Source organism: Streptomyces sp. NPDC051738 (assembly GCF_044453205.1).
In the GTDB taxonomy this organism is placed as follows: domain Bacteria; phylum Actinomycetota; class Actinomycetes; order Streptomycetales; family Streptomycetaceae; genus Streptomyces.
In genome coordinates this window covers 667871-691268 of record NZ_JBITCM010000002.1, presented here as the reverse complement: position 1 = coordinate 691268, position 23398 = coordinate 667871, and the positions used below count along the sequence as shown (strand labels likewise).

Sequence of the window (23398 nt, the reverse complement as noted above, 5' to 3'; positions counted from 1 at the left end):
TGCGCGGGGGCTCGCGTCCCTGGGGGCTGCGCCCCCAGACCCCGCTATCGGCCTGAACGGCCTCGTCCTCAATCCCCGGACGGGCTGAAAATGCCGACCGGCGTCACAGGAGTGACGGCACCTCGGTCGCCGCCACCTCCCGCGCCGCCCGCTCCAGCGCACTGGCCAGCAACGCCAGATCCGTGGGCCCGTTCCCGAGCTCCCGCACCGGGCGCCGGGCCGGTGGATCGCCCATCCGGTGCCACTCCAGCGGGACCACCGTGGGCCGCAGCGTCGCCGTCCGCGGAATACGTCCCGTGACCCGCCCGCCCTGGAACGGCACCGCTCTGCCGTCCGCCCAGGCCAACCGCCCCCGCCCCGGCGCCGGTTCGTCCGGCCCCGCGGTGACCGCGTCGAGCGTCACCCGCAACGTCGCCAGGCGCGCCGGCTCCGACTCCGCCGTGCGGCCCCCGATCGCCGCGGCGGCCACCAGGTGCACCCCGAGCCGCTCGCCCTCCCGGGCCACGGCCTCCAGCGCGCGTATCACCGAGCCAGCCGCGGGCCTGCCCGGCGAGCCGAGCGCGGGCGACACCAGCGCGTCCAGGTCGTCCACGACCACGACGAGCCGCGGCAACGGCGGCGGCACGGCCTCGGCCTGCCGGCGCGCCACCCCGGGCCGCAGCCGGATGGTGGAACTGGGCGGGGTGTCGAGATCGCCCGTGGGATCACCGCCCCCGGTACCGGTACCGGCCCCCGCCGCGCGTTGCGCGACCATCCGGCTCGACAGCTCACGGCCCGTGTGCCACTCGGTGAAGTCGGACCGCCCGAGCAACTCCGCGCGCCGCTTCAGCTCGGCGCTGAGCGACTGGGCGAACTCCCGCATGCGGACCGGGTCGTTGGCGGTGAGGTGGGTGGTGACATGGGGCACGTCCGTACAGACCCGCAGTCCGTCGCCGTGGGCGCCGCCCGCGCTCACCGTGTCCCGGCCGTCCACCAGCACGACGCTCAGCCGGTCCGGGCGCTCGGCCGCGGCCAGCGAGGCGACGACGGCCCGCAGCAACTCCGTACGCCCGCTGCCGGACGGCCCCTCGATCAGCAGGTGCGGTCCGTCGGCACCGAGGTCAGCGCTGACCGGCCCGCGCGGCCCGGCCCCGAGCACGGCACACGCCCGCCCGCCGAGGGCCTCCGCGTCATCGCCCGCGTCGGCCCACCGCGCCATCAGCGACGCCGGTGTGGCCCGGGCCAGCCCCAACTCGTCCAGCAGCCGCGCCGCCTGAGGCAACGGCACGGACACGCGCGCGTGCCGCTCGCCGCCGGCGCCCTCCGTCCGCAACGGCGCCATGGCCCGCGCGAACCGCTCCGCCCAGGCGAGCGAGACGGCGTCCACGGCGGCGACGGTGCCGTGCCCGACGGGACCGTGGCCGGGGTCGGCGGAGGCGTGGGCGGAAACGGAGACGGATCCGGCAGGGCCGTCGCCGGCCGTGCCGTCGGCCACGCGGCCGGCACCGACGGCGCCCGGATCGACGGCACCGCCCCGCGCCACCCGCATCAGCCGCAGCGCCGTCGCCACATCGCCGCTGAGCAGCGCGACCGCACCGCACTCCCGGAACACCGGCGACACCGTGCACGCCGCCTCGTAGGTCTCCGTCACCGGTGACGCGGGCGACGCCGAAGCCGTCTCGGCCAGGCACACGACATGGATCCCGGCCCGCGGCCCCTCCGCCGTCAACCGGGCCACGGCCTCGCGCACATCGGCACCGCCGGGATCGCCGTCCACGACGACCACGCTGTACGGCCCCGAGAATCCGGCCGCCCCGTCGGCAGGGTCGTCGTCCCGCGCCCACGAGGGCCGCCGCACGGCACGCTGCGCCGGGACCTGCCCGCCCGCGTCACGTGCCGAGCCACCCGCGGCACTCACGGCACCGGCAGACCTCGCGCCGGCGGGCGTCTCCGCCGCCATGTCCTCAAGGCGCCGCAGCAACTCCTCCGTACGAGCCGTCGCCTGTTCGCGGTCGTAGGCCAGCAGCAGGCGGCAGTCCTGGCCGTGTCCGGGGCGGACCTGCGGGAGCCAGCCCAGCCAGGACCACTCGGCCGTGCGCTCCTCCAGCGGACGGGAGCGGTCGGCGCTGATCAGGACCAGCTCCAGGGTGTCAGGCGAGTGCAGCGCGGCGAGCTGGGCGATCACCGCGCGGGCCAGCCCCGCCAGCCGCTCGCGCGGGCCGGCCAGACCCAGCGCCCCGACCTCGCGCAGATCGGCGGTCACCGGCACCGCGGGCAGCAGCCCCGAGCCGTCGGGCGCCGCCCGGTCCGCCGTGCCGAGCCGTACCGTGAGCGCCTCCGGGTGACCCGGTGCGCGCTCCCACAGCCGGGGTCCGGGTCCCAGGGCCGTCAGCAGCAGGGACGCGGGGTCCGGCCATCTCTCCGGCAGCCGGGGGCCGTTCGTCGTCGAGGGCGGCTCGGTCGGGGCAAGGGGCTCATCGTCGTCGTAGCCGCCACGCCGGGCTGTCGGCTCCTGCTCCCCGCGTCCGCCGGCTAGCCGCCGTGCCCACGCCGAGAGGCCTCCGCGCCTGCGCACGCCCGGCGGCACGTCGGTGCCCCGCAGCGGGGTGCCTTTACGGGTGCCGCCGTGCGCCGGGGTGCCCCCGCCGTCGCTCGACGCGTCTTCGGCGCCGTTGTGCCCCCGGTCGCCCGCCTGGAGCGGGCCCACCCCGAAGCCCGCGCCGTGCGTGTCGCCGCCGCGCGGTCCCGGAGACGGCCGCTCGCCCCGGCCATGCCGTTCGATCCGCGGTGCCCCGCCCTGGAGCGGCACGACGGGCGGCTCGACGGGGTCGTGCTCCTGGGCGGCAGACAGGCCTCCCGAGGGAGCGGACGCGTCGGCGCCGTCCGCCACGCGTGCGTGCGGCGGCGTGGCGGCACCGCGCGCGGGCGCCTCGGGGCCGTCGCTCCCCGGGCGGCGGGCGTCCCCGTCGTCCCCGGCAGGGACCCGCACATGTCCCTCCCCGTCCGGCTCCGTCCGCACCCGCGCCCCCGGCCCGCCGGCCGGAGCCAGCCGCAGCGCCGACTCGCCGATCCGCAGCAGCGAACCCGGCGCGAAGCGCACCGGGCGGGTGCTCACGCCGGAGCCGTCCAGCGTGGTGCCGTTGGTGGAGTCGAGGTCGGCGACCGAGACGCGGCCGTCGGCGGCGACCGTGACCGCGCAGTGGAGGCGGGAGACGTCCGGGTCGTCGAGCGGGACGTCGGCGTCGGCGGAGCGGCCGATGCGGATCTCGCCGCCGTGCAGCAGATGGACCCCGCCCGCGTCCGGGCCGGCCACGACATGGAGCTGGGTCGGGGCGTCGTCCAGCTCGGGGTGCGGCTCGGGCGCCGGCGGGGCGCCAAGGGACAGCACCGCGCCGTCCGTCAGCGGGGGCTCGCCGAGCGTGCTGCGCCGGTCGTCGAGCCGCTCCGCCCCGGCGTACAGCACGACCGGGCCGTCGCCCCCGGACACCGCCGAGGCGAGCCCCGACGCCACCGCGGCCAGGGCCGTGCCCGCGGGCGCCGTGACCAGCACGTCGCAGCTCGCGGCTCGGCCTCGCGCCGGGGCAGGCGGGGCCAGCGGGTCTACGACGGTCAGCCGGATCTGCATCGGCGTCAGCGGTCCCTTCTGCGCGGGCGCGGACCAGGGCCCGTCCGACGGATCTCCCCACCCCACACGAGCACTTCGGCCAGTACTCCACGCATCCTCGCACCTGCCACTGACAACGCGCCCCCCGCCCGAAGGCAAGTGATCTTGATTGGTCGGCTCTGCCCGCAAAAGTGCCTGACAAGTGCACTGCCGGTGATCAGTTGAGATCGCTCACGTCCGCTTGCGGCAACCACAAGACAGAGCCGAGCGTCTTTCCTTCGAACATGTACGGGAACCCGTACGTAAGACGGACAGAATGACGACAGGCCGGTGCCGTGGGGGACGGCACTACAGTGGATCGGAACGTAGGCAAGCAGCAGGGAGCGCGACGTGCGGCCGGTAGGCAGCAAGTACTTCCTCGAGGAGCCGCTCGGACGTGGCGCCACGGGGACCGTCTGGCGAGCCCGTCAGCGGGAGACCGCGGGCGCCGAGGCGGCCGTGCCGGGGCAGCCCGGCGAGACCGTCGCGATCAAGGTCCTCAAGGAGGAGCTCGCCAGCGACGCGGACATCGTCATGCGGTTCCTGCGGGAGCGGTCCGTCCTGCTCCGGCTGACCCACCCGAACATCGTCCGGGTCCGCGACCTGGTCGTCGAGGGTGAGCTGCTGGCCCTGGTCATGGACCTCGTCGACGGCCCCGACCTGCACCGCTACCTCCGCGAGAACGGCCCCTTCTCGCCGGTCGCCGCCGCCCTGCTCACCGCGCAGATCGCCGACGCCCTCGGCGCCAGCCACGCCGACGGCGTCGTCCACCGCGACCTCAAGCCCGCCAACGTCCTGCTCCAGCAGAACGCCGGCCAGATGCACCCGATGCTGACCGACTTCGGCATCGCCCGCCTCGCCGACTCCCCGGGCCTGACCCGCACCCACGAGTTCGTCGGCACGCCCGCGTACATCGCGCCCGAGTCCGCCGAGGGCCGCCCGCAGACGTCCGCCGTCGACATCTACGGCGCCGGCATCCTCCTCTACGAGCTGGTCACCGGCCGCCCGCCGTTCGGTGGCGGCTCCGCCCTGGAGGTCCTCCACCAGCACCTGAGCGCCGAGCCGCGCCGCCCGTCCACGGTCCCCGACCCGCTGTGGACGGTCATAGAACGCTGCCTGCGCAAGAGCCCCGAACAGCGGCCCAGCGCCGAGAACCTCGCCCGCGCCCTGCGCGTCGTCGCCGAGGGCGTCGGCGTGCACGCGAACTCCGCGCAGATCGCGGCGGCCGAGGGCGTCGCCGCGCTGCTCGCCCCCGACCCCTCGCCGGCCACCGTGCCGGGCTCGGCCGACCCCACCCAGGTCATGCAGCACGGCGCGGGCGCCGGGGCGTACGACCCGAACGGCGCGACCAGCGTCCTGCCGCACACCGGTGCCCCCGGCCCGGCGGGCGCCGCCGACCCCACCGCCGTACTGCCGAACACGGGCGGTCCGGGCGGACGCGGCGGCGCCGACCCGACGGCCGTGATGCCGCCGATGCCGCCGGGACAGCCCGGTCAGCAGCCGGGGCAGCCCGGACCCGAGGATCCGCACCCCTGGCAGAACCAGCTGCGCGCGGCCCGGGACCGCAACGAGCAGACGCAGGTCCAGTACCTCGACCCCAACCAGGACCCGCTGCGCCGCCGCCCCCAGCGGCAGGTCGCCCGCCCGCAGCAGCAGCCGCACCCCCAGCAGCAGCCGCACCCCCAGCAGCAGCGGCCTCCGCAGGGCCGGCCGCCGCAGGGATACGGCCATCCGCAACAGCAGCAGCCGCAGCCGTACGCCCCTCAGCGCCAGCCGCAGCAGCAGCCCCAGCGGTACGCCCCGCCGCCCACGCCGGAGCCGCAGCGGCCGCAGCGCGAGCCGCGTGAGCCACGCCGGCGCAGCTCCAACCCGATGCGGATCCCCGGCCTCGGCTGCCTCAAGGGCTGCCTGTTCACGATCATCATCCTGTTCGTCGCGGGCTGGCTGGTCTGGGAGCTGAGCCCGCTGCAGGAGTGGATCGGCACGGGCAAGGGCTACTGGGATCAGCTCACCGACTGGTTCAGCACCGTGACGGGCTGGATCGGGGAGCTGGGCGGGGGCTCGGGCACCAACTGACCGGACGCGGCGACGAAGTGACGAGGCCGTGCGGCGTCGTGGCTGCACCTCGGCTGGGTTGGTGATTTGTCGACACCTGGCGGGTGATTTCCGCCTCCGCAGTGAAGGTTGGCTCCTCGGGCGCGTAGTTTTAGCGACTACACGCGTCGGTAGGAGCAGTCTTGGCACGGAAGATCGGCAGCCGGTACACCGCCAACCAGATCCTGGGGCGGGGCAGCGCCGGCACGGTGTGGCTGGGTGAGGGGCCCGAGGGCCCCGTCGCCATCAAGCTGCTGCGTGAGGATCTCGCGTCCGACCAGGAGCTCGTCGGACGCTTCGTGCAGGAGCGGACGGCGCTGCTCGGTCTGGAGCACCCGAACGTGGTCTCCGTACGCGACCTCGTCGTCGACGGCAACGACCTCGCGCTGGTCATGGACCTGGTCCGGGGGACGGACGTGCGCACCCGGCTCGACCGCGACCGACGGCTCGCGCCCGAGGCGGCGGTGGCGATCGTCGCGGACGTCGCGGACGGGCTGGCGGCGGCGCATGCGGCCGGGGTCGTGCACCGGGACGTGAAGCCGGAGAACGTCCTGCTGGACATGCAGGGCCCGCTCGGGCCGGGCGGCTCCCACCCCGCCCTGCTGACGGACTTCGGTGTGGCGAAACTCATCGACTCACCGCGCCGCACCCGCGCGACGAAGATCATCGGTACGCCGGACTACCTGGCGCCGGAGATCGTGGAAGGCCTGCCTCCGCGGGCGGCGGTCGACATCTACGCGCTCGCCACGGTCCTGTACGAGCTGCTGGCGGGCTTCACCCCCTTCGGCGGCGGCCACCCCGGCGCGGTCCTGCGCCGCCACGTCACGGAGACGGTGGCTCCCCTGCCCGGCATCCCCGACGAGCTGTGGCAGCTCCTCGTGCAGTGCCTGGCGAAGGCGCCGGCCTCGCGGTTGCGGGCGTCGGAGCTGGGGGCGCGACTGCGGGAGCTGCTGCCGATGCTGGCCGGGATGCCGCCGCTGGACGTGGACGAGCCGGACGCGGAGGCCGCGGAGGAGGAGACTCCGGTCGCGGAGGAGGCGGCGCCGGTGGGGGAGCGGGTGCGGCGGCGGGGTGCGGTGCCCTTGGTGCCGGGCGCCAAGCCGGCCGACTCCAACCGGGACACCCATACGTCGATGAGGGTGCCGGGGCCGGACGAGCTGGCGGGTGGTGCGCGCGGTACGGCGCGGGTGCCGAGGGCGGCGGGGGCGCCGCGGCCGGGTTCCGCCCGTCATCGGGCTGCCACGCGTCGGCGCCGGGTGGCGCTGAGTGCGGCGGCGGTGGCCTTGGTGGCGGCGGCCGGGGTGGGTACGTGGCTGGCCACCTCGGGCGACGATGCGGACGCTACGCCCCAGGACTCGAACAACTCGGCCCCGGCAGCTCCCTAGCCTTCCTCGCCCCCGCCGCCCCTACCCGTCCCGTCCCTGGGGGCTGCCGCCCCCAGACCCCCGCTTTCGGCCCGAAGGGCCTCGTCCTCAAACGCCGGACGGGCTGAAAGTGCCTGGGCCTCGTCCGTAAGCGTCGGGCACCCGGAGCTCCCCGCTTGGCGGAGCCGTTACGCTGGAGGCGTGGCAGTCGTCGATGTATCCGAAGAGCTCAAGTCCCTCTCCTCGACCATGGAGTCGATCGAGGCCGTTCTGGACCTCGACAAGCTGAGGGCAGACATCGCCGTGCTCGAGGAGCAGGCGGCCGCGCCGTCCCTGTGGGACAACCCGGACGAGGCGCAGAAGATCACCAGCAAGCTGTCCCACCTCCAGGCCGAGGTGCGGAAGGCCGAAGCCCTGCGTGGCCGGATCGACGATCTCGCCGTGCTGTTCGAGATGGCCGAGGAGGAGGACGACCCGGACACCCGTGCCGAGGCCGAGTCCGAGCTCTCCGCCGTCCGCAAGGCACTGGACGAGATGGAAGTGCGGACGCTGCTCAGCGGGGAGTACGACGCCCGTGAGGCGCTCGTCAACATCCGCGCCGAAGCCGGCGGCGTCGACGCCGCGGACTTCGCCGAGAAGCTGCAGCGGATGTACCTGCGCTGGGCGGAGCAGAAGGGCTACAAGACCGAGGTCTACGAGACGTCGTACGCGGAAGAGGCCGGCATCAAGTCGACCACCTTCGCCGTGCAGGTGCCGTACGCCTACGGCACCCTCTCGGTCGAGCAGGGCACCCACCGGCTGGTGCGCATCTCGCCCTTCGACAACCAGGGGCGCCGCCAGACCTCCTTCGCGGGCGTCGAGATCCTTCCCGTGGTCGAGCAGACCGACCACATCGAGATCGACGAGTCCGAGCTGCGGGTGGACGTGTACCGGTCCTCCGGCCCGGGCGGCCAGGGCGTGAACACCACCGACTCCGCGGTGCGCCTCACTCACCTCCCCACCGGCATCGTCGTCTCCTGTCAGAACGAGCGGTCGCAGATCCAGAACAAGGCGACCGCGATGAATGTCCTCCAGGCGAAGCTGCTGGAGCGGCAGCGCCAGGAGGAGCGGGCCAAGATGGACGCCCTCAAGGACGGCGGCAGTTCCTGGGGCAACCAGATGCGTTCGTACGTCCTGCACCCCTACCAGATGGTCAAGGACCTGCGGACCGAGTTCGAGGTCGGCAACCCCGAGGCCGTGTTCAACGGCGAGATCGACGGGTTCCTGGAAGCCGGAATTCGCTGGCGCAAGCAGCAAGAGAAGTAAGTTTGTCGACAAGGCAACTGCCGCCATCACGGTGGCAGTTGCCTTTTCTGTGCCTGCATGTCTGGGTTTTACATCACACTCACAGGCTCCAACTCTCCTCATAGCTCCCGTTATTGGACATGGCGGCCGCAAACGGCCTTGACGAGTCCTTGAAAAATGGGAAGGGTAAAGCGTGGCATGCGTGTCTCTGGGGCGCATGTGAACCGGGGGGCCTCAAGTTCAGCTACCTCCGTCGATCACAAGTCCCTGGCGCCCGCCTCATTGACGATTCAGCTACTGGGGGTAGCAACCACATGACGAAGAAGACGCGGATCCGTATCGCGCGGCTCGCGGCCGGCGCCGTGATCGCGGCCGGTGCCTCGCTGACCGCTGCGGGTGCCGCATCTGCCGCGGAGGCGGACGACGACTGCCTGCTCGGTATCCTGTGCGCGCCCGAGGACCCGACCGAGCCGCCCGTTCCCACCGAGCCGCCGGTTCCGACGGACATCCCGACGGACATCCCGACCGATCTGCCGACGGACCTTCCGACGGACCCGACGACGGACCCGACCGAGCCGCCGGCGCCCACCGACGACCCGACCACCGACCCCACCGACCCGGGTGACGGCAACAACGGTGGCGGCAACGACGACGGCAACAACGGCAACAACGGTGGCGGCAACAACACCAACCCCGACGGTGGCACCTCCCCGCAGCAGGAGGGCTCCTCCGGCCTCGCCGACACCGGCACGGAGAACACCGGCACGGGCGCCAGCACGTCCGCCCAGGGTGGCGGCGACGAGCTCGCCGAGACCGGTGCGGCTCAGACCACGTTCCTGCTGGTCGGCGCCGCCACGATGATCGCCGGTGGTATCGGCTTCCGCATCCTGCCGCGCCTCGTGGGCGGCCGCGGCGGTGCGGCTGCCTGACGGTAGCCGTTGATACACGCCGTGTGACGTAGGTCGTACGGCCGAGGGGCCCGAAGCGCGCTGCGCTCCGGGCCCCTCGCCATGTCCGTGTGCGGTGGGTGCGCCTGCCTACGCCGTCTGGTGCGCGAGCAGCGCGACCGCCGCGATCAGCACCGCCAGCAGGGCGATCAGCGTCATCGGGTTCAGGCCCGCGAAGGGGCCCTCCTGCTGCAGCCGCTCACGGTTCGCCCGGCAGACGGGGCAGCGGCCCTCACTCACGGGCGCGGCACAGTTCGCGCACACCAGCCGGTCGTACGTCATGCGCCACCCTCCTCAGCGTGTTCCCTCCGGGGTTCAACGGGCTCGGCCTCGAGAACGTTCCCCTCCTCTACTGTGCCAGGTTCCTGCGGAAGCTGCGCCGGGTCGCTCCCAGAGGGGTGGTTGAGGGGGAATCGCGGCTGCGGGCCGGTTGTGGTTGCTCGCGCCCACGCGGCGGAGCCGCATATCGACACAGCCCCGCGCCCCTTACGGGGGCGCTGAACCGGAACAAAAGTGCACAAGGCTTACGCAACCCATCCTGGCGACTGCGCCCCGCCCTCCGGTTCGCGTATGGTCACGCTCATCTACCCCCGGCGACCCATGGTGCACCCGTGATCCGACTCGACAACGTCTCCAAGGTCTACCCCAAGCAGACCCGCCCCGCACTCAGGGATGTGTCCCTGGAAGTGGAGAAGGGCGAGTTCGTGTTCCTCGTCGGGTCCTCCGGCTCCGGAAAGTCCACCTTCCTGCGGCTGATCCTCCGCGAGGAGCGGTGCAGCCACGGGCAGGTGCACGTCCTGGGCAAGGACCTCGCGCGTCTGTCCAACTGGAAGGTGCCGCAGATGCGCCGCCAGCTGGGGACGGTGTTCCAGGACTTCCGCCTGCTGCCGAACAAGACGGTCGCGGAGAACGTGGCCTTCGCGCAGGAGGTCATCGGCAAGTCGCGGGGCGAGATCCGCAAGTCCGTGCCGCAGGTGCTCGACCTCGTCGGGCTCGGCGGAAAAGAGGACCGGATGCCCGGTGAGCTCTCCGGTGGTGAGCAGCAGCGGGTGGCCATCGCCCGCGCCTTCGTCAACCGGCCCAAGCTGCTCATCGCCGACGAGCCCACCGGCAACCTCGACCCGCAGACCTCCGTCGGCATCATGAAGCTGCTCGACCGGATCAACCGGACGGGCACCACCGTGGTGATGGCCACGCACGACCAGAACATCGTGGACCAGATGCGCAAGCGCGTCATCGAGCTGGAGCAGGGCCGCCTCGTCCGCGACCAGGCACGCGGCGTCTACGGCTACCAGCACTGACCGCACCGTCCACGGAAAGGCTCAACCAGACGCCATGCGCGCCCAGTTCGTACTGTCCGAGATCGGTGTCGGTCTCCGCCGCAATCTGACGATGACGTTCGCCGTCGTCGTCTCCGTCGCCCTGTCGCTCGCCCTGTTCGGCGGGTCGCTCCTGATGAGCGACCAGGTCACCACCATGAAGGGCTACTGGTACGACAAGGTCAACGTCTCCGTCTTCCTCTGCAACAAGAGCGACGCCGAGTCCGACCCCAACTGCGCCAAGGGCGCGGTCACCGAGGACCAGAAGAAGGAGATCCTCGCCGACCTGGGCAAGATGTCGGTCGTCGATAAGACCACGTACGAGTCGCAGGACCAGGCGTACAAGCACTACAAGGAGCAGTTCGGCGACTCCCCGCTGGCCGCCTCCCTCACGCCGGACCAGATGCAGGAGTCGTACCGGATCAAGCTGAAGGACCCGGAGAAGTACCAGGTCATCGCGACCGCCTTCAACGGGCGGGACGGCGTGCAGTCCGTGCAGGACCAGAAGGGCATCCTGGACAACCTCTTCAAGCTGCTCAACGGCATGAACTGGGCGGCACGCGCGGTGATGGCGCTGATGCTGGTGGTCGCGCTGATGCTGATCGTCAACACCGTGCGCGTCTCGGCGTTCAGCCGGCGGCGTGAGACCGGGATCATGCGCCTTGTCGGTGCCTCGGGCTTCTACATCCAGGCGCCGTTCATCATGGAGGCCGCGGTCGCCGGGCTCATCGGCGGGACGGTCGCCTGCGCCTTCCTGGTGATCGCGCGGTACTTCCTCATCGATCATGGACTGGCCCTGGCCGACCAGCTGACCCTGGTCAATTTCATCGGCTGGGACGCCGTCCTGACCAAGCTCCCGCTCATCCTCGCGACAAGTCTGCTGATGCCGGCGTTGGCGGCGTTCTTCGCGCTGCGCAAGTACCTGAAGGTGTGACGAACGCCAAGGGGGCCGTACGGGCAACGGACCGTACGGCCCCTTGCGTTGTCCTAGACTCACCGGCATGTCAGGTCGTGACCTGTTCTGTCAGCCCCGCCGCTTCGGCCGCGGGGCCGCCCTGACATTGGTCTTCGCGAGCGTGCTCGTCGCCGGCGCCGCGACCGGCTCGCTGCCCGGCCCCGACCGGAAGTCCCCGGACGGCGCAACCCGCCCGGACGCCTCCGCGGTCCGGCACGAGGACATCGCCGAGGTGGCCGCCGAGGCCATGGCGGCCGGCAAGTCACCCGTGGAGGCCGCCGAGCGCGCGGTCAGCCGCAGCGGGGACCGCTGGGGCGCCGTCTACTCCGAGGGCGAGTACGAGGAGTTCGAGGAGGCCCTCGACGGCGAGTACACCGGCGTCGGCCTCTGGGCGCGACGCGAGCGGGACGGCCGTATCGAGGTGACCAAGGTGCGGGCGGGGTCGCCCGCGGCCACCGCCGGAATCCGCGCGGGCGACCGGCTGCGCAGCGTCGACGGCGCGAAGGTCGACGGGCGTCCGGTCACCGAGGTCGTCTCCTTACTGAGGGGCGACGCGAAGGACGCGCCCGCCGGTACGGCGGTGAAGGTGGGGCTGGAGCGCGGCACGCGCGAGTGGGACCTCACGCTGCGCCGCGCCGTGCTGTCCACCGACTCGGTCACCGTTCGAGAACTCGCCGGCGGCATCACCGTCATCCGGATCGCCTCCTTCACCAAGGGCTCCGGCGACGCGGTCCGCGCCGCCGTACGGCAGTCCCCGGCCTCCTCCGGCATCGTCCTCGACCTGCGGGGCAACTCAGGCGGCCTGGTCACCGAGGCCGTCACCGCCGCCTCCGCCTTCCTCGACGGCGGCCTCGTCGCGACGTACGACGTCGACGGCGACCAGCGTGCCCTGCACGCCGAACCCGGCGGCGACACGACCCGGCCCCTGGTCACGGTCGTCGACGGCGGCACGATGAGCGCGGCCGAGCTGCTCACCGGCGCGCTCCAGGACCGCGGGCGCGCGGTCGTCGTGGGCAGCCGCACCTTCGGCAAGGGCTCGGTCCAGATGCCGAGCCGCCTCCCCGACGGCTCCGTCGCCGAGCTGACCGTCGGCCACTACCGCACCCCCTCCGGACGGGCCGTCGACGGCGCGGGGATCACGCCCGACCTGGACGCCGACCGGGGCGTCCTGGAGCGGGCCGCGACGGTCCTCAGCGGACTCGGCGACTCGTAGCCACTGGTACCCACTCGTAAATCGGCTTTCCGCCTACCCCCTCCATAGTGCGAAAATGGACGGCACTATGAGCAAGGGAATGTACGTACCGAAGGAGTCCCAGCCCAAGCAGGGCGGGGCGGCCGCGAAGTCCAGGGACGGCGAGAAGGGCGGCAAGCGCAAGATCGTCGCCCAGAACAAGAAGGCCCGCCACGACTACGCGATCATCGACACCTACGAGGCCGGCCTGGTGCTCATGGGCACCGAGGTCAAGTCGCTGCGCGAGGGGCGGACCTCGCTGACCGACGGCTTCGTCCAGATCGACGGGGGCGAGGCGTGGCTGCACAACGCCCACATCCCGGAGTATCACCAGGGCAGCTGGACCAACCACTCCGCGCGCCGCAAGCGCAAGCTCCTCCTGCACCGCGAGGAGATCGACAAGCTGGAGGCCAAGGCCCAGGAGACGGGGCACACGATCGTGCCCCTCGCCCTGTACTTCAAGGACGGCCGGGCGAAGGCCGAGATCGCCCTCGCGCGAGGCAAGAAGGAGTACGACAAGCGTCAGACCCTGCGGGAGAAGCAGGACCGGCGGGAGTCGGACCGGGCGATCGCGGCGGCGAAGCGGCGCCAGCGGGAGGCGTAGCCCGCAGGAATACGGTGGCATCCGCGGGCGTTGGTCACGTACGATGGCACTGCACCTCACGGTAGGTGCGTAGCAGTTTGAAAAATCAACATGGGGATGATCGGTTTCGACAGCGGCTGTTGAAACAGGGGAAGCGTGTCGAGGAAGCGGCAATGATCTCGTTAACCATATGTCGCAACCAATAATCGCCAATTCCAAGAGCGATTCCCGCGCCTTCGCCCTCGCTGCCTAATAAGCAGTGAGTGAAGGCCCTTACGGGTGTCAGACCGGGGGTGTTCCCGACCCGGACCCTGGCATAATCTAGGGAACTAAACCATCCGGCCCGGTCACGGGGTCGGATGGGAAATCAAACAGTGACTGGGCCCGTCGGCGACTTGTTCGCGTGATCGCCGGGGCCGAGAAAATCGCAGCGAACTGCACACGGAGAAGCCCTGATTCTGCACCGTTGGACGCGGGTTCGATTCCCGCCATCTCCACGATCGGGAGGTTTTCGAACCTCCCTGACCCCATGTGGGCAAAGGCCCCGTTGCTTTCGAGCAGCGGGGCCTATGTCATGCCGGATGACGGCCGACAGGGGGCGGTGATCTACTGGGCGGATGCCTACCGCCTTCCGTACCGTCCCCAGCGTCCTCGCCGGTTTAATACTGCTCGCCGCGTGCGGTTCGGAGCGTTCTTCGGAGCCCGCGGTCGGTGCCGGTGTTTCGTGTTCCGGTACGCCGACTTCGCTGCCCCTGCCTTCGCTCGACGGTCCGGGCGAGGCGGGCGTGAAGGTCACCGGCCTGTACAGGTGCGGGGCGGACTTCTCCGCCGAGTTCGAGGTCACCAACCAGGGGACCGAAGCGGCCACCTACACCGTCACCCTCGGCCTCCGCTCGGCGTCCGGCGGCAACGTCGACAACGCGGAGCAGACCGTCGCGTCGGTCGGGCCGGGGCGGACCGTCAAGAAGACCGTCGGCATGGGGGAGTCGCTCGGGCCGGACGCCGATGTGACGGGCGTCGAGGTGGTCAAGGTGCGCAGCGTTCCCGTCGACGAGGCGTCGACCGCCTCGGGGACCTGCCCCGCGTCCGGGCTGCACGTCTACGCGGACCAGGGCGACGCCGCCATGGGCCTGCGCGTCGTCGGACTGCATCTCGTCAACTGCGGGACCCGGCCCTATGAGCTCAACGGCTACCCGGAGCTCGAACTCTTCGACGAGGACCACGACAAGGCCGACAGCGTGCGGATCCTCCACGGAACCGATCGGATCAGCACCGGCGTCGGAGGCGAGGGCAGCCCGCAGCGCGTCGTTCTGCGGCCGGGCGAGGCCGCGCGGACGACGCTGGCCTGGCGGAACACCACCGGGTTCGGCGATCCGGTGAACGCGCCGTACGTCCGCGTGCGGGCGAAGGCGGGTGCGAGCCCCGTGATGGTGGTGCCGGAACTGGACCTCGGGACGACGGGGAAGCTCGGCGTCGGGCCGTGGAAGAAGGACGAGACGTACCGGGGTGCCGGCCCGGCCACGCAGCGGCCGACGCCGACGCCGTAGGGCTCCCTGCCACGCCCTCCCGCGCTTGCCTCACATGGCGGACGAGCCCGATGTGGTGTCCGACCCCATATCGACGGGTCGTTCACGCTTCTACGGTCCCTCCCCATGACACAGACCAGAGCCGCAAGCCGTCATATCCCTGTCCGTTCAGCTCTCCTGGCGACCTTGCTCGTCGCCCTGATCGCCGCCTTCCTCACACCGGGCCGAGCCGCGGCGGCCTCGCTTCAGGAAGTCACCGGGTTCGGATCCAACCCGGGTGCGCTGCGGATGTTCCGGTACGTCCCCGACGGGCTGCCCACCGGCCGGCCCGTGGTCGTCGCGCTGCACGGCTGCACGCAGAACGCGTCCGGCTACGGCACCGGCAGCGGCTGGACCGAACTGGCCGACCGCTGGGGCTTCTCCGTGGTGCTGCCGCAGCAGCAGACCGCCAACAACGCCTCGTCCTGCTTCAACTGGTTCCAGAGCGGCGACATCGCGCGCGGCCAGGGCGAGGCCGCGTCCGTCGCGCAGATGGTCGACCGGCAGATCGCCGACGTCTCCGGTGAGGCGTCGCGCGTGTATGTCACCGGGCTGTCCGCCGGGGGCGGGATGACCGCCGTGATGATGGCCGCGTACCCGGAGAAGTTCGCCGCCGGCGGGGTCGTCGCCGGGCTGCCGTACGGATGCGCGCAGGCCGCCGGGTCGCCGTACGTGTGCATGTACGTCGGCGCCACGCAGACGGCGAAGCAGTGGGGCGACCGGGTGCGAGCCGCCCGCCCCGGCCACACCGGGCCCTGGCCCATGCTCACCGTCTTCCAGGGCAGCGCCGACTACACCGTCAAGCCCGTCAACATGACCGACCTGATGAAGCAGTGGACCGATGTGCAGGGGGCCGACCAGACCGCCGACGTCAGTGACACGGTGGCCGGCCACCCGCACCAGGTCTTCCGTGACCCGGCCGGGAAGGCCGTGGCGGAGACGTACAGCATCACGGGCATGGGGCACGGCCAGCCCGTCGACCCCGGCAGCGGCACCGAGCAGTGCGGGACCGCCGGGGCCTACATCCTCGATGTGAACCTGTGTGCCGCCCACCGCCTGGGGCTGACCTGGGGGCTCGCGGGCTGAACTCCCGTGTCACGCAAGGGCCCGCCGCGCCGTACTCGCCCGTTCCGTCATCCTCGGCGGCAGCAGGGTCGCCTCCGGTGCGTCCTTGCCGTCCAGTTTCCGCATCAGCAGCTCCACCGCCCGCGACCCCACCTCGGCGGACGGCAGGGCGATCGACGTGACCGGCAGGCGCAGGGACTCGGCGAGTTCGTCGGGGCAGATCGCGGTGATCGACAGGTCGGTGGGGACGCGCAGTCCCAGCTGCTCGAAGGCGTCGATCAGCGGCTCCAGGATCGCCTCGTTGTGGACGACCACTCCCGTCAACGCGGGCTGTTCGCGCAGCAGTTGTTCGGCGACCGCGCGGGCAGCCGCCGGGGACGCCTCGCAGGGGTGCACCGCGGACGACAGGCGCCCACGGTCCGCGGCGGCCGTGAAGCCCTGGACGACCCGCTGGGCGAAGGCCGTCTGCCGTACGTACACCTCCGGCGGCGAGCCCACCAGCGCCACCACCCGGTGCCCGAGCCGCGCCAGATGCTCCACGCAGGCCTCGCCCGCCGCCTTGAAGTCGAGGTCGATGCAGGTCAGTCCGTCGGGGTCGGCCGGGAAGCCGATCATCACCGACGGGCGGTCCAGGTCCCGTAACAGCGGCAGCCGGGGATCGTGCAGCTGGACGTCCATCACGATCAGCGCGTCCACCAGCGCCGTGTCCGCGACCCGCCGCAGCCCCTCCTCGCCCTCCTCCTGGGTGAGCAGCAGCACGTCATGGTCGTACCGTCGCGCCGTCGTCACCACCGACACCGCGAACCGCATCACCACCGGCACATTGATCCCGGCCCGTAACGGCACCACCAGCGCCAGCACGTTGGACCGCCGGCCGGCCAGCGCGCGGGCGCCGGCGTGCGGGCGGTAGCCGAGCAGGCGGACGGCCTCCTCGACGCGGCGCCGGGTCTCCTCGGAGATCGGGCGCTTGCCGCTGAGCGCGTACGACACCGTGCTGGGGGAGACCCCGGCGTGCCGGGCCACGTCCGTGATCTTCACCATCAGGCCGTCTCCACCGTCAGGAACCCGGTCCCCGCCTGGGCCCGTGCCTCGCGCTCGCCGGCCGCCAGACCCCACGGCGCGGACGGGTCACCGCAGGAGGCCCGCAGCGTGTCGCCCTCCCGGACGACCGTGAAGGTCACCTCCCCGACCCGTACCGTCACCTGCGCGCCCCGCTCCAGCCCGAACGCCCGCAGCGTGACCCCGTCGGCATGGTCGTAGTCGGGCCGGTCGTCCACCGCGCCCACCGGGATCACCGCACCCGGCCGCACCAGCAGCGGCACGCTGTCGAAGCCGTGCCTCTCGCGCACCCAGCGCGGACCGGTCACCGTCTCCCCGCTGAGGTAGTGGGTCCAGGTGCCCTCGGGGACGTAGTACGCCACGTCGCCCTCGTCGCTGAAGACGGGCGCCACCAGCAGGTCCGGGCCGAGCATGTACTGCCGCTCCAGATGCGCGCACCCGGGATCGTCCGGGAACTCCAGCACCATGGCCCGCATCATCGGCACGCCCTCGGTGTGGGCGGTGCGGGCGACTTCGTAGAGGTAGGGCATGAGCCGCAGCTTCAGCTGGGTGAACTGCCGTGCCACCTCCACTGATTCCTCGTCGAAATGCCAGGGGACGCGGTACGACGAGCTGCCGTGCAGCCGGCTGTGCGAGGACAGCAGGCCGAACGCCAGCCACCGCTTGAACAGCGCGGGGGTGGGGGTGCCCTCGAAGCCGCCGATGTCGTGGCTCCAGTAGCCGAAGCCCGAGAGGCCCAGCGACAGGCCTCCGCGCAGCGATTCCGCCATCGACTCGTACGTCGCCTCGCAGTCGCCGCCCCAGTGGACGGGGAACTGCTGGCTACCCGTCGTCGCCGAGCGGGCGAAGAGCACCGCCTCCTCCTCGCCGCGGTGCTTGCGCAGCACGTCGAAGACGGTGCGGTTGTAGAGGTACGTGTAGTAGTTGTGCATCCGCTCCGGGTCGGAGCCGTCGGACCAGGCCACGTCGAGGGGCACCCGCTCGCCGAAGTCGGTCTTGAAGCAGTCGACGCCCTGGGTGAGGAGCGCCTCCAGCTTGGCGGCGTACCAGTCGCGGGCCGCCGGAGAGGTGAAGTCGACCAGCGCCATGCCGGGCTGCCACAGGTCCCACTGCCAGACACTGCCGTCCGGCCGCTTAAGCAGGTGCCCGAGCGCCTTGCCCTCCGCGAACAGGGGCGAGCGCTGGGCTATGTACGGGTTGATCCAGACGCAGACCCGCAGGTCCTTCGCCTTCAGCCGGGCCAGCATGCCCTCCGGATCGGGGAACACGCGCGGGTCCCACTGGAAGTCGCACCAGTTGAACTCGCGCATCCAGAAGCAGTCGAAGTGGAAGACGGAGAGGGGGAGTTCGCGCTCCCGCATGCCGTCCACGAAGGACGTCACCGTCTCCTCGTCGTACGACGTCGTGAAGGACGTCGACAGCCACAGGCCGAAGGACCAGGCGGGCGGCAGCGCCGGGCGGCCGGTCAGCGCCGTGTACTTGCGGAGGATGTCCTTCGGGGTCGGGCCGTGGATGACGTAGTACGTCAGCTCCTGGGCCTCCGCGCTGAACTGCACCCGGGACACCACCTCCGAGGCGACCTCGAAGGAGACCTTGCCCGGGGTGTCGACGAAGACGCCGTAGCCCGCGTCGGTCAGGAAGAACGGCACGTTCTTGTAGGCCTGCTCGCTGCAAGTGCCGCCGTCGGCCTGCCAGATGTCGACGACCTGCCCGTTCTTGACCAGCGGCCCGAAGCGCTCGCCGAGGCCGTAGACGGACGTGCCGACACCGAGGTTCAGCTGTTCGCGCAGGTAGTGCGCCCCGGTCGCGTCCCGCATGATGCCCATGCTCTTGGGGCCGCTGGAGGTGAGCGTGCGGCCGCCGGCGAGGAACTCGACCTGCCAGGAGCCGGTGCGGGCGACCCGGACCGACAGCGCGCCGGAGGTCAGGGTCGCGTGCTCGTCGTCGTACGAGATCTGCGGGGCGGTCTCCTCCGACTCGGCGAGCTCGAACTCGGGGCCGCGGGGCTGCTCGCCCGCGAAGTGGGTGAGGGTGAGGCCGATGACGTCGGGCATCGGGGTGTGGGCGTTGATCGTCATGACCGGTCCCGTCATCAGGTCGCCGCGTGTGCGGATGGGCCGGGTCGGCGCGTGGATCTCCAGTGCGCCGTCCGACTCGGTGACGTCGAGGACTTCGGCGGGGTGGGCCGCGGTGACGCCCTCGCGCAGCAGCCAGTAGCCGTCGGTGAACTTCATGTGGGGGGTCCTTAACTCGACTGCGACTGCGACTGCGACTGCGACTGCGCCTGCGACTTCGACCGCGACTGCGTCCGCGGTGATGCCCACTGCGTTCGTCGAATCGTTTCGACGGATTACGTCGAAGCGCTTCGACTGCTCGCTTGTCGAAGGTATGTGTGGGCTCAGGGTGCGTCAATGGCTCGGGCGGGAATGGGGGAGCCATGACCATGACGACGACGACCGCCCGGGCACCGATCGTGGCGGGGCATCCCTTACTCGGCTCCATGAGCGACCTGCTGAACGATCCCCTCGCCGCGTACCTACGGGCGCGCCGCGACCATGGCGACGTGGTGCGCTTCCGGGCCGGGCCGCCGGGGCTGCGGTCCGACATCTACGCGGTGTTCTCCGCCGAGGGCGCACAGCAGGTGCTGGCGACGCAGGCCGCCAACTTCCGCAAGGACAACGTGTTCTACGAGGAACTGCGCCAGTCGGTCGGCAACGGGCTGCTCACCAGCCAGGACGACGTGTACCTGCGCCAGCGCAGGCTCGTGCAGCCGTTGTTCACCCGGCGCCGGGTGAACGGTTACGCGCACCAGGTCGCCGAGGAGGCGGTCGCGCTGGCCGCCGGGTGGCGCGAGGTGCCGGGCGAGACCGTGGAACTGGTGGGTGAGATGCACCGGTTCGCGCTGCACGTCGTCGGCCGGATCCTGTTCGGGACGGACGTGGACAAGGCGTTCGAGGTGATCGAGCGCACCCTGCCGCCGCTCCAGGAGTACTCGCTCAGGCGGGGCTTCTCGCCGGTCAAGGCACCCCGCACCTGGCCCACCCCCGCCAACCGCCGCGCCGCACGCCTCCAGGCGGAGCTGCGCGCGCTGTGCGACGGCATCATCGACAGCCGCCGGGACCGCGACGACCGCGACGACCTGGTCACCCTCCTCGTGCACGCCGAGAACGCCGAGGACGGCAGTCTCGACGCCGACGAACTCCGCGAGCAGGTGCTGATCTTCCTGTTGGCCGGCCACGAGACGACCGCCACCGCGCTGGCCTTCGCCCTGCACCTCCTCGCCCGGCACCCCGAGGAGCAGCGGCGCGTGCGGGACGAGGTGGACCGGGTGCTCGGCGGTCCCGGCGGACGGGCGCCCACGGCCGAGGACATGGAGGCGCTGCCGTATCTGACGATGGTGCTGAAGGAGGCGATGCGGCTGTATCCGTCCGCGCCCGTGATCGGGCGCCGCTCGGTCGCCGACGCGGAGGTGGACGGCGTACGGATACCTGCCGGTGCGGACCTGCTGGTCAGCCCCTGGGTCACCCAGCGCCATCCCGGTTACTGGCCGGACCCGGAGCGTTTCGATCCCACCCGTTTCACGCCGGAGGCGGAGGCGGGGCGTCCGCGTTATGCCTGGTTTCCCTTCGGCGGTGGACCGCGTGCCTGCATAGGGCAGCACCTGTCGATGCTGGAGTCGGTGCTCGGGTTGGCGGTGCTGTTGCGGGAGTTCGAGTTCGAGGATGTGGGGGTGGGGGAGGTGGCGGTCGGGGCAGGGATCACGTTGATGGCGAAGGGGCCGGCGATGGCGCGGGTCGCTCCGCGGGGCTAAGCGGTCGGTGGGTCGTTTTTTGTCTGCGGCGCCGTCGTGGCTGGTCGCGCAGTTCCCCGCGCCCCTGAGGGGGTTGCTGCTAGGGCGATGAGCAGTGCCGTGGCCGCCGCCGTGATCGGGACGCCGTATGCCGCCGTCGGCGAGAGGTGCTCCACCACCCATCCTCCGGTCGCGCTGCCGCACGCGATGCCGCCCAGCAGCGCGGTCACCGCCAGCGTCATGCCCTCGTTGAGGCGGCCCTCCGGGGTGCGCTGTTGGACCAGGGCCATGTTGGTGATCATGGTTGGGGCGGTGGCCATGCCGGAGATCAGCAGCGCGGTGGACAGCAGCAGGAGGGAGCCGGTGAGGGACGCGGCGAGCAGGGGCAGCGTCAGTAGGGCGGTCATCGCCGCTATGCACCAGGCGTAGCAGCGCTCGGCGGGGCCGGACGGGCTGAGCCGGCCGAACCACAGGCCCGCCGCGCAGGAACCTGCCGCCTGGAGGGCGAGCACCGCGCCCGCCGCCGTGCGGTGGCCCTCGGCGTCCGCGAACGCGATCGTGACGACCTCCGTCGAGCCGAACACCGCGCCCATGGCGAGGCAGACGGCCAGCAGCGGCGGCATGCCGGGGGCGCGGAACGGCGACCGTGCCGATGCGGCGGCCGTACGGCCTTGAGGCGGCGGCTCCGTCGACCGCTGGGCGGCGAAGACCAGCACGCCCGTCACCAGGAGCACCACGCCGACCAGCGTCCCCGCCTCCGGGAAGAACGTCCCGCACAGGAAGGCCGCCAGCACCGGGCCCAGCATGAAGCACAGTTCGTCGGCGGCCTGCTCGAAGGAGTTCGCGGTGTGCAGGGACCCGGGGTCGCCCTTCAGCAGGTGCGCCCAGCGGGCGCGGGACATGCCGCCGGTGTTGGGGGTGGTCGCGGTGGCGGCGTACGCGGCGAAGAGGGTCCAGGCGGGAGCGTCGTAGCGCACGCACAGCAGGAGCGCGAGGCTGCCCAGTGCCGCGAGGAGCGTGGCGGGCACCGCGACCCGCGCCTGGCCGTACCGGTCGACGAGCCGCGCGGTCCAGGGGGCGACCAGCGCGGTCGCCGCGAGGCCGGTCGCGGTGACGGCGCCGGCGAGGGCGTACGACCCCCGCGTCCCGGCGATCATCACGACCGCGCTCACGCTGAACATGCCCATGGGCAGCCGGGCGATGAGGTTCCCGACGGTGAAGGCGCGGGCACCGGGGTGGGCGAAGAGCCGACGGTAGGGGCCGGGCACGCGACTCGGGGTTTTCGTGGGCGTTCTCGGAGCTTTCGTGGGCGTCGGGGCATTTCCGTACGGCTGTTGCGGCATGGCTCCACCGTCGCCCGCGGTGGATCAAGGGGTCCAACACCTGCTCGGCGCGGATTCACGCACCCTCGTTGTAAGTTCGCGGCATGTCCGTTCCCGCTCACCTCGACCCCCGCCTCCTGCGCGCCTTCCTCGCAGTGGCCCAGGAGCTGCACTTCACGCGGGCCGCCGCCCGGCTGTACGTCGCCCAGCAGGCGCTCAGCCGGGACGTGCGGCGGCTGGAGCGGGAGCTGGGCGCCGAGCTGTTCGTGCGGACGACCCGGCAGGTCACGCTGACGGCCGACGGCGAGCGGCTGGTGCCGTTCGCCCGCCGTGCCCTCCAGGCCCAGGACGACCTGCTCGCCGCCTTCGGCCAGGCCCGGCCCCTGCTGGTGGACCTGAACTCGCCGGGCATGGCCACCGGCCGCAGGGTGCTGCGGCGGGCCCGCGAACTCGCCCCCGAGCACGAGCTGATGGCCCGCTACGAGAGCGGTCTGACGGGTGCCGCCGGTGAGCTGGTCGCCGGGCGGCTGGACGCTTCCTTCGGGCGGTTCGCGGGGCTGGACCCGGCGCTGCGGGCGGGCCTCGACCACCAGCCGGTGCGCTATGAGCCGATGGCGATCCTGCTGCCCGAGGGCCATCCGCTGGCCGAACTTGAACGGGTGCCGCTGGCCGCGCTGGCCGGCGAGACCGTGTACGCCGGAGCCGGAAACCCCCGTACCCCGGAGTGGACCGACCTCGCGCACCGGCTGTTCGACGGGCGGGGCATCGAGGTCGCCGCGCCCGCGCCGCTCGCCGTCGGCGCCGAGGAGTTCCAGCGGATCATGGCCAAGATGCGGACCCCCGTCCTCGCCGTCATCGAATTTCCGGCCATGCCCGGGGCGGTGAAGCGCCCCTTGATCGACCCCGTGCCCCTGTCACCCGTGTCGCTGGTGTGGCGAAAGGGCCTGGTGCACCCCGCATTCGACGCCCTTCGACGGGCGGCGGCACAGATCGCGGCCGAGGAGGGGTGGCTGCGGCGCCCCGCCGGGGGATGGATTCCAGCCATCGATTTGGACACGATGAACGTCCACAACTGACACTCGGCAAACACAAAACCTCCGCGTGCGCTACATTCTTGGCCTGAGCACGTTTGTGGTAATGGGGGGCGCTCGGCCGGGTGGGGGCTCGGTACGGCGACGGGTGCTCAGGGTCGTGCGCG

General features: G+C 71.9%; 17 protein-coding genes and 1 other RNA gene. 13 read left to right on the top strand and 5 right to left on the bottom strand.

Annotated features, from left to right (window positions below; all coding sequences use genetic code 11):
* Positions 1–103: 103 nt before the first annotated feature.
* A complete protein-coding gene (locus tag ACIA8X_RS07710; protein ID WP_399457960.1) occupies positions 104–3604 on the bottom strand; it encodes an FHA domain-containing protein in 3501 nt (1166 codons plus the stop codon).
* A 369-nt stretch (positions 3605–3973) separates the two neighbouring features.
* Between ACIA8X_RS07710 and ACIA8X_RS07705 the strand changes: the two genes are divergently transcribed.
* The 4 genes from ACIA8X_RS07705 to ACIA8X_RS07690 all read left to right on the top strand — a co-directional run bounded on the left by ACIA8X_RS07705 (position 3974) and on the right by ACIA8X_RS07690 (position 9293).
* Positions 3974–5698: a serine/threonine-protein kinase gene (locus ACIA8X_RS07705; protein ID WP_393457104.1), complete on the top strand. Its 1725-nt coding sequence runs from the start codon at positions 3974–3976 to the stop codon at positions 5696–5698.
* A 161-nt stretch (positions 5699–5859) separates the two neighbouring features.
* Entirely contained in the window at positions 5860–7101 is a 1242-nt protein-coding gene (locus ACIA8X_RS07700; protein ID WP_393457107.1) for a serine/threonine-protein kinase, read from the top strand.
* A gap of 180 nt (positions 7102–7281) precedes the next feature.
* Positions 7282–8385, top strand: a complete 1104-nt coding sequence (gene prfB, locus ACIA8X_RS07695) for a peptide chain release factor 2 (RefSeq protein ID WP_393457110.1) — start codon at positions 7282–7284, stop codon at positions 8383–8385.
* Positions 8386–8678: 293 nt separating this feature from the next.
* Positions 8679–9293, top strand: coding sequence for a hypothetical protein (locus tag ACIA8X_RS07690; RefSeq protein ID WP_393457113.1), 615 nt, complete (start codon positions 8679–8681; stop codon positions 9291–9293).
* A gap of 108 nt (positions 9294–9401) precedes the next feature.
* Here ACIA8X_RS07690 and ACIA8X_RS07685 read toward each other — a convergent pair whose 3' ends face one another.
* Positions 9402–9593 (bottom strand): hypothetical protein, encoded by a 192-nt coding sequence (locus ACIA8X_RS07685; RefSeq protein WP_393457116.1) that lies wholly within the window; start codon positions 9591–9593, stop codon positions 9402–9404.
* Between the two features lie 329 nt (positions 9594–9922).
* Here ACIA8X_RS07685 and ftsE point away from each other — a divergent pair, with 329 nt between their 5' ends.
* From ftsE to ACIA8X_RS07650, 7 genes are all read left to right on the top strand, one after another.
* A complete protein-coding gene (gene ftsE, locus ACIA8X_RS07680; RefSeq protein ID WP_389446193.1) occupies positions 9923–10612 on the top strand; it encodes a cell division ATP-binding protein FtsE in 690 nt (229 codons plus the stop codon).
* Positions 10613–10646: 34 nt separating this feature from the next.
* A complete protein-coding gene (ftsX, locus tag ACIA8X_RS07675) occupies positions 10647–11564 on the top strand; it encodes a permease-like cell division protein FtsX (protein WP_393457120.1) in 918 nt (305 codons plus the stop codon).
* A 67-nt stretch (positions 11565–11631) separates the two neighbouring features.
* Entirely contained in the window at positions 11632–12798 is a 1167-nt protein-coding gene (locus tag ACIA8X_RS07670; protein ID WP_393457123.1) for a S41 family peptidase, read from the top strand.
* A gap of 79 nt (positions 12799–12877) precedes the next feature.
* Positions 12878–13420 (top strand): SsrA-binding protein SmpB, encoded by a 543-nt coding sequence (smpB, locus tag ACIA8X_RS07665; RefSeq protein ID WP_093910904.1) that lies wholly within the window; start codon positions 12878–12880, stop codon positions 13418–13420.
* A gap of 92 nt (positions 13421–13512) precedes the next feature.
* Positions 13513–13899, top strand: a transfer-messenger RNA (tmRNA) gene (ssrA, locus tag ACIA8X_RS07660).
* 117 nt (positions 13900–14016) lie between these two features.
* Positions 14017–14946, top strand: coding sequence for a DUF4232 domain-containing protein (locus ACIA8X_RS07655; protein WP_393457126.1), 930 nt, complete (start codon positions 14017–14019; stop codon positions 14944–14946).
* Positions 14947–15051: 105 nt separating this feature from the next.
* The gene (locus tag ACIA8X_RS07650; protein ID WP_393457129.1) at positions 15052–16050 is read left to right on the top strand and encodes an alpha/beta hydrolase family esterase; all 999 of its coding nucleotides are present in this window, start codon (positions 15052–15054) and stop codon (positions 16048–16050) included.
* A gap of 9 nt (positions 16051–16059) precedes the next feature.
* Here the strand turns inward: ACIA8X_RS07650 and ACIA8X_RS07645 are convergent, their stop codons facing one another.
* Complete coding sequence (locus ACIA8X_RS07645; RefSeq protein ID WP_393457132.1) at positions 16060–17070, bottom strand: LacI family DNA-binding transcriptional regulator; 1011 nt, start codon at positions 17068–17070, stop codon at positions 16060–16062.
* Positions 17070–19322, bottom strand: a complete 2253-nt coding sequence (gene yicI / locus ACIA8X_RS07640; RefSeq protein ID WP_399457959.1) for an alpha-xylosidase — start codon at positions 19320–19322, stop codon at positions 17070–17072. The genes ACIA8X_RS07645 and yicI overlap by 1 nt, the downstream gene beginning before the upstream one ends.
* A gap of 203 nt (positions 19323–19525) precedes the next feature.
* On the opposite strand from yicI, the gene ACIA8X_RS07635 reads away from it, so the two are divergent.
* Complete coding sequence (locus ACIA8X_RS07635; protein ID WP_399457958.1) at positions 19526–20899, top strand: cytochrome P450; 1374 nt, start codon at positions 19526–19528, stop codon at positions 20897–20899.
* Here ACIA8X_RS07635 and ACIA8X_RS07630 read toward each other — a convergent pair.
* Entirely contained in the window at positions 20896–22221 is a 1326-nt protein-coding gene (locus ACIA8X_RS07630) for an MFS transporter (RefSeq protein WP_399457957.1), read from the bottom strand. The genes ACIA8X_RS07635 and ACIA8X_RS07630 overlap by 4 nt on opposite strands.
* An 83-nt stretch (positions 22222–22304) precedes the next feature.
* Between ACIA8X_RS07630 and ACIA8X_RS07625 the strand changes: the two genes are divergently transcribed.
* A complete protein-coding gene (locus ACIA8X_RS07625) occupies positions 22305–23276 on the top strand; it encodes a LysR family transcriptional regulator (protein WP_393457144.1) in 972 nt (323 codons plus the stop codon).
* Positions 23277–23398: the final 122 nt, after the last annotated feature.

Bases quoted from the DNA above. Each gene is read 5' to 3' on its own strand.
- ACIA8X_RS07710 (WP_399457960.1), bottom strand. From the start codon at position 3,604: ATGCAGATCCGGCTGACCGTCGTAGACCCGCTGGCCCCGCCTGCCCCG.
- ACIA8X_RS07690 (WP_393457113.1), top strand. From the start codon at position 8,679: ATGACGAAGAAGACGCGGATCCGTATCGCGCGGCTCGCGGCCGGCGCC.
- ACIA8X_RS07685 (WP_393457116.1), bottom strand. From the start codon at position 9,593: ATGACGTACGACCGGCTGGTGTGCGCGAACTGTGCCGCGCCCGTGAGT.
- ftsX (WP_393457120.1), top strand. From the start codon at position 10,647: ATGCGCGCCCAGTTCGTACTGTCCGAGATCGGTGTCGGTCTCCGCCGC.
- ACIA8X_RS07670 (WP_393457123.1), top strand. From the start codon at position 11,632: ATGTCAGGTCGTGACCTGTTCTGTCAGCCCCGCCGCTTCGGCCGCGGG.
- smpB (WP_093910904.1), top strand. From the start codon at position 12,878: ATGTACGTACCGAAGGAGTCCCAGCCCAAGCAGGGCGGGGCGGCCGCG.
- ACIA8X_RS07655 (WP_393457126.1), top strand. From the start codon at position 14,017: ATGCCTACCGCCTTCCGTACCGTCCCCAGCGTCCTCGCCGGTTTAATA.
- ACIA8X_RS07650 (WP_393457129.1), top strand. From the start codon at position 15,052: ATGACACAGACCAGAGCCGCAAGCCGTCATATCCCTGTCCGTTCAGCT.
- ACIA8X_RS07645 (WP_393457132.1), bottom strand. From the start codon at position 17,070: ATGGTGAAGATCACGGACGTGGCCCGGCACGCCGGGGTCTCCCCCAGC.
- yicI (WP_399457959.1), bottom strand. From the start codon at position 19,322: ATGAAGTTCACCGACGGCTACTGGCTGCTGCGCGAGGGCGTCACCGCG.
- ACIA8X_RS07635 (WP_399457958.1), top strand. From the start codon at position 19,526: ATGACCATGACGACGACGACCGCCCGGGCACCGATCGTGGCGGGGCAT.
- ACIA8X_RS07630 (WP_399457957.1), bottom strand. From the start codon at position 22,221: ATGCCGCAACAGCCGTACGGAAATGCCCCGACGCCCACGAAAGCTCCG.
- ACIA8X_RS07625 (WP_393457144.1), top strand. From the start codon at position 22,305: ATGTCCGTTCCCGCTCACCTCGACCCCCGCCTCCTGCGCGCCTTCCTC.